Source organism: Pseudomonas sp. PB106 (assembly GCF_009764645.1).
Taxonomy (GTDB): Bacteria; Pseudomonadota; Gammaproteobacteria; order Pseudomonadales; family Pseudomonadaceae; genus Aquipseudomonas.
Genome location: NZ_RWIM01000184.1, coordinates 1 through 13,050, shown reverse-complemented (window position 1 = coordinate 13,050; position 13,050 = coordinate 1). Strand labels below are relative to the sequence as shown.

Annotated in this window: 10 protein-coding genes; all 10 read left to right on the top strand. The window is 60.6% G+C overall.

All coding sequences use genetic code 11. The features are described from left to right. The first annotated feature begins 2 nt into the window (after positions 1 to 2). The 10 genes from EJA71_RS23200 (at position 3) to EJA71_RS23155 (ending at position 12,990) form a co-directional block, all read left to right on the top strand. Complete coding sequence (locus tag EJA71_RS23200) at positions 3 to 1,382, top strand: N-acetylmuramoyl-L-alanine amidase (RefSeq protein WP_371925726.1); 1,380 nt, start codon at positions 3 to 5, stop codon at positions 1,380 to 1,382. 8 nt (positions 1,383 to 1,390) lie between these two features. Continuing rightward, positions 1,391 to 3,292 (top strand): DNA mismatch repair endonuclease MutL, encoded by a 1,902-nt coding sequence (mutL, locus tag EJA71_RS23195; RefSeq protein WP_178113740.1) that lies wholly within the window; start codon positions 1,391 to 1,393, stop codon positions 3,290 to 3,292. Then, a complete protein-coding gene (gene miaA / locus EJA71_RS23190; protein WP_158959836.1) occupies positions 3,292 to 4,263 on the top strand; it encodes a tRNA (adenosine(37)-N6)-dimethylallyltransferase MiaA in 972 nt (323 codons plus the stop codon). Before mutL ends, miaA begins: the two co-directional genes overlap by 1 nt. Positions 4,264 to 4,358: 95 nt before the next feature. Continuing rightward, the gene (gene hfq / locus EJA71_RS23185; RefSeq protein ID WP_007902656.1) at positions 4,359 to 4,619 is read left to right on the top strand and encodes an RNA chaperone Hfq; all 261 of its coding nucleotides are present in this window, start codon (positions 4,359 to 4,361) and stop codon (positions 4,617 to 4,619) included. Between the two features lie 12 nt (positions 4,620 to 4,631). Further along, complete coding sequence (gene hflX, locus EJA71_RS23180) at positions 4,632 to 5,933, top strand: ribosome rescue GTPase HflX (protein WP_122593812.1); 1,302 nt, start codon at positions 4,632 to 4,634, stop codon at positions 5,931 to 5,933. Between the two features lie 96 nt (positions 5,934 to 6,029). Then, positions 6,030 to 7,202, top strand: a complete 1,173-nt coding sequence (gene hflK, locus EJA71_RS23175) for an FtsH protease activity modulator HflK (RefSeq protein ID WP_158959834.1) — start codon at positions 6,030 to 6,032, stop codon at positions 7,200 to 7,202. Further along, entirely contained in the window at positions 7,202 to 8,071 is an 870-nt protein-coding gene (hflC, locus tag EJA71_RS23170) for a protease modulator HflC (RefSeq protein WP_122593810.1), read from the top strand. The genes hflK and hflC overlap by 1 nt, the downstream gene beginning before the upstream one ends. A 313-nt stretch (positions 8,072 to 8,384) precedes the next feature. Beyond that, on the top strand, positions 8,385 to 9,572 hold the full coding sequence (locus EJA71_RS23165) for an ATP phosphoribosyltransferase regulatory subunit (protein ID WP_158959832.1): 1,188 nt from the start codon (positions 8,385 to 8,387) through the stop codon (positions 9,570 to 9,572). A 54-nt stretch (positions 9,573 to 9,626) separates the two neighbouring features. After that, positions 9,627 to 10,916 (top strand): adenylosuccinate synthase, encoded by a 1,290-nt coding sequence (locus EJA71_RS23160; protein ID WP_158959830.1) that lies wholly within the window; start codon positions 9,627 to 9,629, stop codon positions 10,914 to 10,916. 139 nt (positions 10,917 to 11,055) lie between these two features. Next, on the top strand, positions 11,056 to 12,990 hold the full coding sequence (locus EJA71_RS23155; protein WP_158959828.1) for a methyl-accepting chemotaxis protein: 1,935 nt from the start codon (positions 11,056 to 11,058) through the stop codon (positions 12,988 to 12,990). Positions 12,991 to 13,050: the final 60 nt, after the last annotated feature.

The following is a 13,050-nucleotide window of genomic DNA, read 5'->3' as shown; positions in this document are numbered from 1 at the left end:
TGATGTTGATGGCAGTAACTGTCAACGCTGTGGCCGATTCAAAGGTCAACAGCGTGCGCCTGTGGCGGGCGCCGGATAACACGCGACTGGTCTTCGACCTGAGCGGCCCGGTACAGCACAGCGTTTTCACCCTGACCGCACCGGATCGGCTGGTGATCGACATCAACGGTGCCACCCTCGGTGCACCGTTGAATGTGCAGACCGCGAACACGCCGATCACCGCGATGCGCTCGGCCCAACGCACGCCGACTGATTTGCGCGTGGTCATCGACCTGAAGAAAGCCGTCACCCCGAAAAGCTTCTCGCTGGCGCCGAACGCGCAGTACGGCAACCGCTTGGTGGTCGATCTGTTCGACAACCCGGCCGACGCCGCGCCGCCGCCCGCACCAACGCCACAGGTCGCGACGGTGCCGGCCGTGCCGGTAACCCCGACCGAACCCGCAATCAAACTGCCGCCAGCCCCGGCCGGCAAACGTGACATTATCGTGGTGATTGACGCCGGCCACGGTGGCGAAGACCCGGGTGCGTCCGGCTCGCGCGGCCAGCGTGAGAAAGACGTGGTATTGCAGATCGCTCGCGAACTGCAGCGTCAGGTCAACGGCATGAAAGGCTTCCGCGCCGAATTGACCCGTACCGGCGACTACTTCATCCCGTTGCGCGGCCGTACCGAAATCGCCCGCAAGAAAGGCGCCGACCTGTTCGTTTCGATACACGCCGATGCCGCACCATCTGCTGCAGCCTTCGGCGCTTCGGTGTTTGCCCTGTCTGATCGTGGCGCAACCTCGGAGACTGCCCGTTGGCTGGCCGACAGCGAAAACCGTTCTGACTTGATCGGTGGTGCCGGCAACGTCAGCCTCGACGACAAGGACCGCATGCTCGCGGGTGTGCTGCTCGACCTGTCGATGACCGCCTCGCTGACCTCCAGCCTCAACGTCGGCCAGAAAGTCCTCACCAACATCGGTCGCGTGACCCCGCTGCACAAACAGCGCGTGGAGCAGGCCGGGTTCATGGTACTGAAATCGCCGGACATCCCGTCGATCCTGGTCGAAACCGGCTTTATCTCCAACGCCAACGAGGCGAACAAGCTCTCGGCCTCGAGTCACCAGCAAGCGCTGGCGCGTTCGATCAGCAGTGGCGTGCGCCAGTTCTTCCAGCAGAACCCGCCGCCGGGCACTTACATCGCCTGGCTGCGTGATTCCGGCAAGATCGCCCAAGGCCCGCGCGACCACCGTGTCGGCCCGGGCGAAACGCTGGCGATGATCGGCGTGCGCTATCAGGTATCGCCGGCGACGTTGCGCAGCGCGAACAACCTGAAAAGCGATGAGTTGAAAGTCGGCCAGCACCTGACCATTCCTGGCACCGAACTGGCGTCCAAAGAATGAACGAAGTGCTGAACGCTGCCGCCCGCATCGAGCTGCTCAGCCCACGGCTGGCAAACCAGATTGCCGCCGGCGAGGTGGTTGAGCGTCCGGCCTCGGTGATCAAGGAGTTGCTGGAAAACAGCCTCGATTCCGGCGCCAAACGCATCGATGTCGATGTCGAGCAGGGCGGCGTCAAGTTGCTGCGCGTACGTGATGATGGAAGCGGCATTTCCGCCGATGACCTGCCGCTGGCGCTAGCGCGTCACGCCACCAGCAAGATCCGTAACCTGGAAGACCTCGAACAGGTGATGAGCCTGGGCTTCCGTGGTGAAGCACTGGCATCGATCAGCTCCGTGGCGCGCCTGACCCTGACCTCGCGCACCCTTGGTGCCGAGCAGGCCTGGCAGGTCGAAACCGAAGGCCGCGACATGGCGCCTCGGGTTCAGCCAGCCGCGCATCCGGTCGGCACTTCGGTGGAAGTCCGCGACCTGTTCTTCAACACCCCGGCGCGACGCAAATTCCTCAAGACCGAAAAAACCGAATTCGATCACCTGCAAGAAGTGATCAAGCGTCTGGCGCTGGCGCGTTTCGACGTGGCGTTCCACCTGCGTCATAACGGCAAGACCATCCTCAGCCTGCACGAGGCCCATAATGATGCGGCCCGTGCCCGGCGCGTGGCGGCGATCTGCGGCTCGGGTTTCCTTGAGCAAGCGTTGCCGATCGAAATCGAGCGTAACGGCTTGCATCTATGGGGCTGGGTAGGTCTGCCGACTTTCAACCGCAGTCAGGCGGATTTGCAGTATTTCTTTGTGAATGGCCGGGCGGTGCGCGACAAACTGGTCGCCCATGCGGTGCGTCAGGCTTATCGCGACGTGCTGTTCAACGGTCGTCATCCGACCTTCGCGCTGTTCTTCGAAGTCGATCCGGCGGCGGTCGACGTCAATGTGCACCCGACCAAACACGAAGTGCGCTTCCGTGACGGGCGCATGGTGCATGACTTCCTCTACGGCACGCTGCACCGCGCGTTGGGTGATGTGCGACCGGAAGATCAGTTGGCCGGTTCGGTAACCACCGCCGTCGTGCGCCCAACCGGCCTAGATGCCGGCGAATTCGGCCCGCAAGGCGAGATGCGTCTGGCCGCTAATGCGCTGCTCGAGCAACCGCAGGCGCAACCGGCGTTCAACACCTCGTCCGGTGCCAGCGCTGGCGGCGGTTACCAGTATCAATACACGCCGCGCCCGCAATCGGCGGTGCCGCCGGCCGCTGAAGCTCAAGCGGCGTACCGCGAATTTTTCGCGCCGCTGCCCGAGGCCAATGCCAACGCGCTGCCGGCCGGGCAGGAAGACATTCCACCGCTAGGTTATGCACTGGCGCAGCTCAAGGGCATCTACATTCTGTCCGAGAACGCCCAAGGCCTGGTGCTGGTGGACATGCACGCCGCCCACGAACGGATCATGTACGAGCGCTTGAAGATCGCCATGGCCAGCGAAGGCTTGAGCGGCCAGCCACTGCTGGTGCCGGAATCGCTGGCGGTAAGTCAGCGCGAGGCCGATTGCGCCGAAGAACACGCGGCGTGGTTCCAGCGTCTGGGCTTTGAATTGCAGCGGCTGGGCCCGGAAACCCTGGCGATCCGCCAGATTCCGGCCTTGCTGAAGCAGGCCGAAGCCAATCGCTTGGTCGGCGACGTACTGTCGGACTTGATGGAATACGGCACCAGCGACCGGATTCAGGCGCACCTCAACGAATTGCTCGGCACCATGGCCTGCCACGGCGCGATCCGCGCCAACCGGCGCCTGGCCTTGCCGGAAATGAACGGCCTGCTGCGTGACATGGAAAACACCGAGCGCAGCGGTCAATGCAACCATGGCCGACCGACCTGGACCCAACTGGGCCTGGACGATCTGGACAAACTGTTCCTGCGCGGTCGTTGATGAACCAGCTCCCTCCAGCGATTTTCCTGATGGGCCCGACCGCTGCGGGCAAGACCGATCTGGCCATCGAGCTGACCAAGGTGCTGCCGTGCGAGCTGATCAGTGTCGATTCGGCGCTGGTCTATCGCGGCATGGACATTGGCACCGCCAAGCCTTCGAAAGAGCTGCTGGCCGAATTTCCGCACCGTTTGATCGATATTCTCGATCCGGCCGAAGCTTATTCTGCAGCGGATTTCCGTCGCGATGCCTTGCAAGCCATGGCCGAAATCACCGCGCGCGGAAAAATTCCGCTGCTGGTGGGCGGCACGATGCTCTATTACAAGGCGTTGGTCGAAGGCCTGGCAGACATGCCGGCTGCCGATCCCGCCGTGCGTGCGCAGATCGAAGACGAGGCTGCGCGCCTTGGCTGGCAGGCCTTGCACGATCAATTGGCAGCTATCGACCCGGTGTCCGCTGCGCGCATTCATCCGAACGATCCGCAGCGCTTGAGTCGCGCGCTGGAAGTGTATCGGGTCAGCGGTCAGAGCATGACTGCCCTGCGCGAACAACAATCTGCGCAAAGTACTGAAGCAGCCGCTTCGGGACTGCAACAATTGCCCTATACTGTCGCGAACTTGGCCATTGCCCCGGCAAATCGTCAGGTACTGCACGAGCGTATTAAACAAAGATTCACAAATATGCTGGAACAGGGGTTCATTGACGAGGTCGTAGCCCTGCGTAAAAGAAGTGACCTGCATTCCGGGTTGCCGTCTATACGTGCGGTAGGCTACCGCCAAGTCTGGGATTATCTGGATGGCACGCTGTCGTTGGCTGAAATGCAGGAGCGCGGCATCATTGCCACGCGTCAATTGGCCAAACGCCAGTTCACCTGGCTGCGCAGCTGGGAAGATATACACTGGCTGGACAGTCTTGATTGCGACAATCTGCCACGCGCCTTGAAATACCTTGGGACCATCTCCATATTGAGCTGAGTCCTTGCAATTGCCGTCTATCCTTGGGGGTGTGACGGCCAAAGCCATCTGAATTACCTATTTTTTATTATTGAATCCTTAAAGGAGTGCGGCACATGTCAAAAGGGCATTCGCTACAAGACCCTTACTTGAATACTTTACGTAAAGAGAAAGTTGGGGTTTCCATCTACCTGGTCAACGGTATCAAACTGCAAGGCACGATCGAGTCGTTCGACCAGTTCGTGATTCTGCTGAAAAACACCGTGAGCCAAATGGTTTACAAACACGCTATCTCGACAGTAGTGCCGGTTCGTCCAATTCGTCTGCCTAGCGCAACCGAATCCGAAGCAGGTGACGCTGAGCCAGGTAACGCCTGATAGGAGTCTCCTTTGTTCTTTGAGCGCCACGGTGGTGGTGAACGAGTGATCCTCGTTCACTTGGATGGACAGGACCCTGAGGCGCGCGAAGATCCGCAGGAGTTTCAGGAATTGGCTAATTCGGCGGGTGCCGAGACCGTTGCGTTTTTTAACGTGCCGCGTCATCGGCCAACCGCCAAATTCCTGATCGGCAGCGGCAAGGTCGAGGAACTGCGCGACCTGGTCAAGGCTGAAGAAGCCGATCTGGTGATTTTCAATCACATCCTCACGCCCAGTCAGGAACGTAACCTCGAACGTGTTTTCGAGTGTCGCGTGATAGACCGTACCGGTCTGATTCTCGATATTTTCGCCCAACGCGCCCGCACCCATGAAGGCAAGCTCCAGGTCGAACTGGCCCAGCTTGACCACATGAGCACGCGACTGGTTCGCGGCTGGACTCACCTTGAGCGTCAAGGTGGCGGTATCGGTATGCGCGGCCCGGGTGAAACCCAGCTGGAAACCGACCGCCGTTTGCTGCGGGTCCGCCTGCGCCAGATCAAGGGCCGGCTGGAGAAAGTGCGCAGCCAGCGCGAGCAATCGCGACGCGGTCGATCCCGCGCGGATATCCCTACCGTGTCTCTGGTGGGCTATACCAACGCCGGGAAATCCACGCTCTTCAATAACGTGACCAAATCCGACGTCTACGCGGCTGACCAATTGTTCGCCACGCTCGATCCGACTCTGCGCCGTCTCGATATTGACGACCTGGGGCCGATTGTTCTGGCCGACACGGTAGGTTTCATTCGGCACTTGCCGCACAAGCTGGTCGAGGCATTTCGGTCTACGCTCGAAGAGTCGAGCAATTCCGACCTGCTGTTGCACGTGATCGATGCGGCTGAACCGGATCGCATGTTGCAGATTGAACAGGTAATGGTGGTGCTGGGCGAGATTGGGGCCCAGGACTTGCCGATCCTCGAGGTCTATAACAAACTCGATTTGCTTGAAGGCGTTGAACCGCAAATCCAGCGCGACGAGAACGGCAAGCCCCAGCGGGTCTGGTTGTCGGCGCGCGATGGCAGTGGTCTGGAGCTGCTTGAGCAAGCCATCGCCGAATTGCTCGGCAGTGATTTGTTTATCGGTACCTTGCGTTTGCCGCAACGATTCGCTCGACTGCGTGCGCAGTTCTTCGAACTCGGTGCGGTGCAGAAAGAAGAACACGACGAAGAAGGCATCAGTCTGCTCGCCGTTCGTTTGCCCCGTGTCGAGCTGAATCGACTGGTAAGCCGCGAAGGATTGCAGCCGATGGAATTCATCGAGCAACACACTTTGCAATAAAAGCCTGAAAAAGCGGTTGTGCCGTAACGGCAGGCATTCTGTAGCATTGGTCGGCGCGCCGTGGGTGCGTCTTTGCTTTATCAGATGGAGAGCGCTATGGCTTGGAATGAGCCGGGTGGCAACTCGAATAATCAGGATCCTTGGGGTGGCAAGCGCCGCAATAACGGCGACCGCAAGGGGCCACCAGATCTCGACGAGGCCTTCCGAAAGCTGCAGGAAAGCCTGAACGGGTTGTTCGGTGGTGGTAAGAAACGTGGTGATGACGGCGGTGGTTCGGGCAAGAGCAGTGGCGGCTTCGGCGGTCTGCTCGGCATCGGCCTCGTCGTGCTGGCGGCCGTCTGGCTGTACAGCGCGGTCTACGTAGTCGACGAGCAGGAGCAAGCCGTGGTGCTGCGCTTCGGCAAGTACTACGAGACTGTCGGCCCGGGTCTGAATATCTACTTCCCGCCGATCGACAAGAAGTACATGGAAAACGTCACGCGTGAGCGTGCGTACACCAAGCAGGGCCAGATGCTGACCGAAGACGAGAACATCGTCGAAGTGCCGCTGACCGTGCAGTACAAGATCAGCAACCTGCAGGACTTCGTGCTGAACGTCGATCAGCCGGAAATCAGCCTGCAGCATGCGACCGACAGCGCCCTGCGCCACGTGGTGGGTTCGACCGCCATGGACCAGGTGCTCACCGAAGGTCGTGAGTTGATGGCCAGCGAAATCAAGGAGCGTCTGCAACGCTTCCTCGATACCTATCGCACCGGTATCACCGTCACTCAGGTCAACGTACAAAGCGCAGCGGCACCGCGTGAAGTGCAGGAAGCCTTCGATGACGTGATCCGCGCCCGTGAAGACGAGCAGCGTTCGCGGAACCAGGCGGAAACCTACGCCAACGGCGTCGTGCCGGAAGCCCGTGGTCAGGCCCAGCGCATCCTCGAAGATGCCAACGGTTACCGTGACGAAACGGTCTCGCGTGCCAAGGGTGAGGCTGACCGCTTTACCAAGCTGGTCGCCGAGTATCGCAAGGCACCTGAAGTTACCCGCCAGCGTCTGTACCTGGACACCATGCAGGAAGTCTTCAGCAACACCAGCAAGGTTCTCGTGACCGGCAACAAGAACGGCCAGAGCAACCTGTTGTACCTGCCGTTGGACAAGATGATTCAGAATAATCCGGGCAGCAGCGGGCCGGTGACCGGTTCGGCCGCCGCCAGCAACAACACGGATGTCACGCCGCACGTCACTGACCTGCCGCAGTCGCGCACAAGGGAGACCCGCTGATGAGCAATAAATCGCTGATCGCCCTGATCGTTGGCGTCGTGGTGGTACTGGTTGGCTGGAACTGCTTCTACATCGTCGCTCAGACCGAGCGTGCGGTGCTGCTGCAATTCGGTCGCGTGGTTCAGGCCGATGTTCAGCCTGGCCTGCATGTGAGGGTGCCATTCGTTAACCAGGTGCGTAAATTCGACGCGCGTCTGATGACGCTGGATGCACCGACGCAGCGCTTCCTGACCCTGGAAAAGAAAGCCGTGATGGTTGATGCCTACGCCAAGTGGCGCGTGAAAGATGCCGAGCGCTTCTACACCGCAACCTCCGGCCTCAAGCAAATCGCCGACGAGCGTCTGTCCCGTCGTCTGGAATCCGGTCTGCGTGACCAGTTCGGTAAGCGCACCCTGCACGAAGTAGTGTCGGGCGAGCGTGATGCGTTGATGGCTGACATCACCGCGTCGCTGAACAAGATGGCGGAAAAAGAACTGGGTATCGAAGTGGTCGATGTCCGGGTCAAGGCCATCGATCTGCCGAAAGAAGTGAATCGCAGCGTGTTCGAACGTATGAGCACCGAGCGTGAGCGTGAAGCTCGCGAGCACCGCGCCAAGGGTAACGAGCTGGCCGAAGGCATCCGTGCCGACGCCGACCGCCAACGCCGCGTGCTGCTGGCTGAAGCCTATCGTGAATCGGAAGAGGTTCGCGGTGATGGTGATGCCCAGGCCGCTGCGATTTATTCCAAGGCCTACGGTCAGGATCAGGAGTTCTACGGTTTCTACCGTAGCCTGCGCGCCTACCGTGAAAGCTTCGCGAACAAATCCGACGTCATGGTCCTCGACCCAAGCAGCGACTTCTTCCATTACCTGGAAAAAGCCAAGCCTTGATACGGCGTTGACCTGAAGCACTCCGCCCGGCGGCTAAAACCTCGGGCGGGGTGATCCTTTGGGAAAACGTGTGTATGATGCGGCAGCCGGGAAATTCCCGGCTTTTTTGCGTCTGCACGTTTGATTGCTGTTTTTTGCTGCAGACATCGGGTTGAATGACTCGACAGTTTTTCGAGGAAAGTGATGGGCGAAGCCGCTAGCAGGCCTTTCGCCGCGTCGTTCATGCGCGTGCGTTTTGAACGGATCGGTCATTTTCTGCTTCACTCAAGGCTCGCCCGCAGGCTGGCCGCCCGGATCAAAGGGGAATGGCGTAATGGCAACGGTAGACCGCTGGCTGCTGCCAGATGGCATCGAAGAAGTACTGCCACCGGAAGCGGCGCGCATTGAAGTCGCGCGTCGTCAGGTGTTGGATCTGTTCCAGAGCTGGGGTTACGAGTTTGTCGTGACTCCCCATATCGAGTACCTGGAATCCTTGCTGACCGGCGCGGGCCAGGACCTGGACCTGCGGACCTTCAAGGTCATCGACCCGCAGTCGGGCCGGCAGATGGGGTTCCGTGCCGACATCACGCCGCAAGTGGCGCGCATCGATGCGCACACCCTGCGCCGCGAAGGCCCGAGCCGTCTGTGCTACGCCGGCAGCGTGCTCCATGCTCAGCCGCGTGCATTGTCGTCCTCGCGCAGCCCGATCCAGTTGGGCGCCGAGTTGTACGGCGACGCCAGCCCGAGCAGCGACGTTGAAGTGATCAGCCTGATGCTGGCCATGCTGCAACTGGCCGATGTGCCGGATGTGCACATGGACCTCGGTCATGTTGGTATCTACCGTGGTCTGGCGCGTGCTGCCGGGCTGTCCGGTGAAGTCGAGCAGCAGTTGTTCGATGCGCTGCAACGCAAGGCCATCGACGAGGTCATTACCTTGACCGAAGGCTTGCCGGCCGATCTGTCCGGCATGCTGCGGGCGCTGGTCGATCTGTGCGGTGGCCGTGAAGTTTTGAGCGCCGCGCGCGAGCGTCTGGCCAATGCGCCGGCGCCGGTACTGGAGGCGCTGGAAGACTTGCTGGCGATCGCCGAGCGTCTGTCGGCGCGCTTCCCGGAGTTGCCGCTGTACTTCGATCTGGGCGAGCTGCGTGGTTACCACTACCACACCGGTGTGGTGTTCGCGGTGTTCGTTCCGGGCGTTGGTCAGTCCATCGCTCAGGGCGGTCGCTACGACGACATCGGCGCCGATTTTGGCCGCGCCCGTCCAGCGACAGGCTTCTCCACCGATTTGAAAACCCTGGTGACCCTGGGGCGTGCTGACATCGAGCTACCGTCCGGCGGTATCTGGATGCCTGACAGTACGGATGCGGCACTCTGGCAGCAGGTTTGCCAGTTGCGCAGTGAGGGTCAGCGTGTCGTTCAGGCTTTGCCTGGGCAACCTTTGGCCGCCGCCCGTGATGCGGACTGCGACCGGCAATTGATTCAGCAGAACGGGCTTTGGCAAGTATCGCCACTGGCTTCTTGAGTTTTCCTGCCGGCCATCGCCGGCACCAAGTTTGCGCGAATGAGGACAAGTGTTATGGGTAAGAATGTCGTAGTCCTGGGCACCCAATGGGGTGATGAGGGCAAAGGCAAGATCGTTGATCTGCTGACCGAACATGCTGCCGCCGTAGTGCGCTACCAGGGTGGCCACAACGCTGGTCACACACTGGTGATCGACGGCGAAAAAACCGTCTTGCACCTGATCCCGTCGGGCGTGCTGCGCGAAGGCGTTCAGTGCCTGATCGGCAACGGCGTGGTGGTTGCACCTGACGCCCTGCTGCGCGAGATCACCAAGCTGGAAGAGAAAGGCGTACCGGTGCGTGAGCGTCTGCGTATCAGCCCGTCCTGCCCGCTGATCCTGTCGTTCCACGTGGCGCTGGACCAGGCCCGTGAAAAGGCCCGTGGCGAGCTGAAGATCGGTACTACCGGTCGCGGCATCGGCCCGGCTTACGAAGACAAGGTTGCTCGTCGTGGCCTGCGTGTTGGCGACCTGCTGAACATGCCGCGCTTTGAAGACAAGCTGCGTGAACTGGTGGATTACCACAACTTCATGCTGGTCGGTTACTACAAAGAGCCAGCCATCGAGTTCGAAAAAACCCTGGCCGAGTGCAAGGAATACGCTGAGCTGCTCAAGCCGCTGATGCTCGACGTCACTGCCGAGCTGCACGACCTGCGTCGCGCCGGCAAAGACATCATGTTCGAAGGTGCTCAGGGCTCGTTGCTCGACATCGACCACGGTACCTATCCGTACGTGACCAGCTCCAACACCACCGCTGGTGGCGTGGCGACCGGTTCGGGCGTTGGCCCGATGTTCCTCGACTACATCCTGGGCATCACCAAGGCTTACACCACTCGCGTCGGTTCGGGTCCATTCCCGACTGAGCTGTTTGACGACGTTGGCGCGCACCTGGCCAAGCAAGGTCACGAGTTCGGCGCTACCACCGGCCGTGCCCGTCGTTGCGGCTGGTTCGACGCCGTTATCCTGCGTCGCGCTATCGATGTGAACAGCATCTCGGGCATCTGCCTGACCAAGCTGGACGTACTCGACGGCCTGGAAACCATCAACATCTGCGTCGGCTACAAAGATGCCGAAGGCAACGTTGTTGCCCCGACCGATGCTGACAGCTACGTAGGCCTGCAGCCTGTGTACGAAGAAGTGCCGGGCTGGACTGAATCGACCGTGGGCGCCAAGACCCTGGAAGAGCTGCCAGCTAACGCTCGCGCCTACATCAAACGCGTTGAAGCGTTGATCGGTGCGCCGATCGACATTATTTCGACGGGCCCGGATCGCAACGAAACCATCGTTTTGCGTCATCCGTTCGCTTGATAAGTCGTTGATGTAAAAAACAAAGGCCCCTTAATCGGGGCCTTTGTCGTTTATGCCTGTTGGACGGCATGACCTTTGCTGTGAATCTGCCTACAAGAGTGCCATCAAATTAATGGCGTCAGAAGTCGAGGTATTCACAGTGTCGGCCGTTCTCTCACTGTTACAAAGCCGTTTGTTGCGCCCAGTGTTCGTTACCCTTGGTATCGCTCTTTTGGTGCAAGTGTTGGTGGCTGTTGCCCTGACTCGGAGCACCGTGACTGCGCTGGAAGCTGATCTGGCCGTGCGCCTCGGTGCCGACAGCCAGAAACTCTCCGGCGAACTGGAGCAGGCCGGGCGAGAAGTCACATCGAGTCTCGATAACCTTTCTACCAGTACTCGTCAGCGTTTGACCGCTGGGTTGTCTGCGCGTCTGAAGGATGAGCAGGCACAACTGCGGGCGACCTTGGAAAAGGACCTGAAGGATTCGGCCAATGACATGGCCCAGTTGCTCGCCTCGGTGGCGCCGCGCGCCATGTGGGACAGCGACGTGCCGACCCTGTCCGAGTTCGCTCGTCGCGCCCAGCGCAATCCCAACGTGCTCTTCGTGGTCTATGACGATGCGACCGGCCAGCACCTGACCCGTTATCTCAACCGTGAAAATCCGATCAACAAGGCCTTGCTGGAAAAGGGTCAGGGCGAGCGTGCGCTGGATAAGGTGCTGGATGCGGCGAAAAACGATCCGTCGGTCTACTACCTCGAAGCGTCGATCAATCCCAACGGCGTCGAAATCGGCAAGGTGCTGATGGGCGTCTCTACGGCTTCGGTGGAAACCGATCTGGCGGCGCTGGACAAGCGCTTCTCGGCGCTGATCGCCAGCAGCGATCAACTGGTCGGCGACAGCCTCCAAGGTGCCGCCGCCGATAGCGCCAAAGCCATGCAGTCCCGTCTCCAATCGGCGCAATCCACCGCCGCCGAGATGAAGGCCAATACGGCCAGCACTGTTCAAGAGGCCGCCGCGACTCTGCGTTGGCGCATTGGGCTGGGTCTGGCACTGGTCGGCTGCGGCGTACTGCTGTTGCTCGCCGTTGTGCTTGGTCATCGTGTGGTCAATCGCCTGAAGATGCTCAACGCCGCGATGGATGATCTGGCAGCGGGCGAGGGCGATCTGACCAAGCGCGTGCAGATCAACAGCAAGGACGAGATCGGCGACATGGCTTCGGCGGTCAATCGCTTTGTGGATAAGTTGCAGCCGATCGTGCGCGAGGCCGGCGATGTCGCCCAACGTACTGGCGTCGAGATTGGTGCGATGACCTTGCGCAATGCCGGTGCCGATGCGGCTGCCGGCATGCAGCGTGACGAGGTCGCGGAAAGCTTGCGTGCACTGTCGCAAATGGCTGATGAGGCGCAGTCGGAAAGTCACGCGATGCAAGCCGCGTTGAAGCAGGTGGTGGATATCCGTCAGGCCACTGACGAAAACACTCGCACGTCAGCCAAGGTCGGCAGTCTGATCGAAGCGCTGGCCGGGCAGGTCGATACCGGGGCGAAAGTCATTGAGCGGCTGGCACAGCAAAGTGAACAGATTGAAGTGGTGTTGACGGTGATTCACGGGATCGCCGAACAAACCAATCTGCTGGCGCTAAACGCTGCCATTGAAGCAGCGCGTGCCGGTGAGACCGGGCGCGGGTTTGCTGTGGTGGCCGACGAAGTTCGGGCGCTGGCGAGCAAAACCCAAAGCTCCACCGGCGATATTCAGGCGCACATCGTCGCGTTGCAGCAGGGCGCGCGTGAAGCGGTTGAAGCCATCGGTCAGGCCGGGCGTCAGGCCAGCGAAGGTTTGCTGGTGTTGCGTGACAGTGCGCGCTTGCAGCAGTCGGTGCAGACGTCGGTTGAACAGGTGCATGCGGCGATTGGCCTGGCCACCCAAGCGGCAGCGCATCAGGCGCAAGGTGCGCAGGCTGTGCGCGGGCGAGTCGAGACGATTCATGCGCAGGCCGAGAAAGCGGCGCAGGCGGTAGTTGAGACTACGGCGAGTGGCAAGGTGCTGGATGGTTTGGCTGCACAGCTGAAAGCCAGTCTGGGGCAGTTCAGGGCTTAAGATCAAAAGATCGCAGCCTGCGGCAGCTCCTACATGGGAATTCGCATTTCCCTGTAGGAG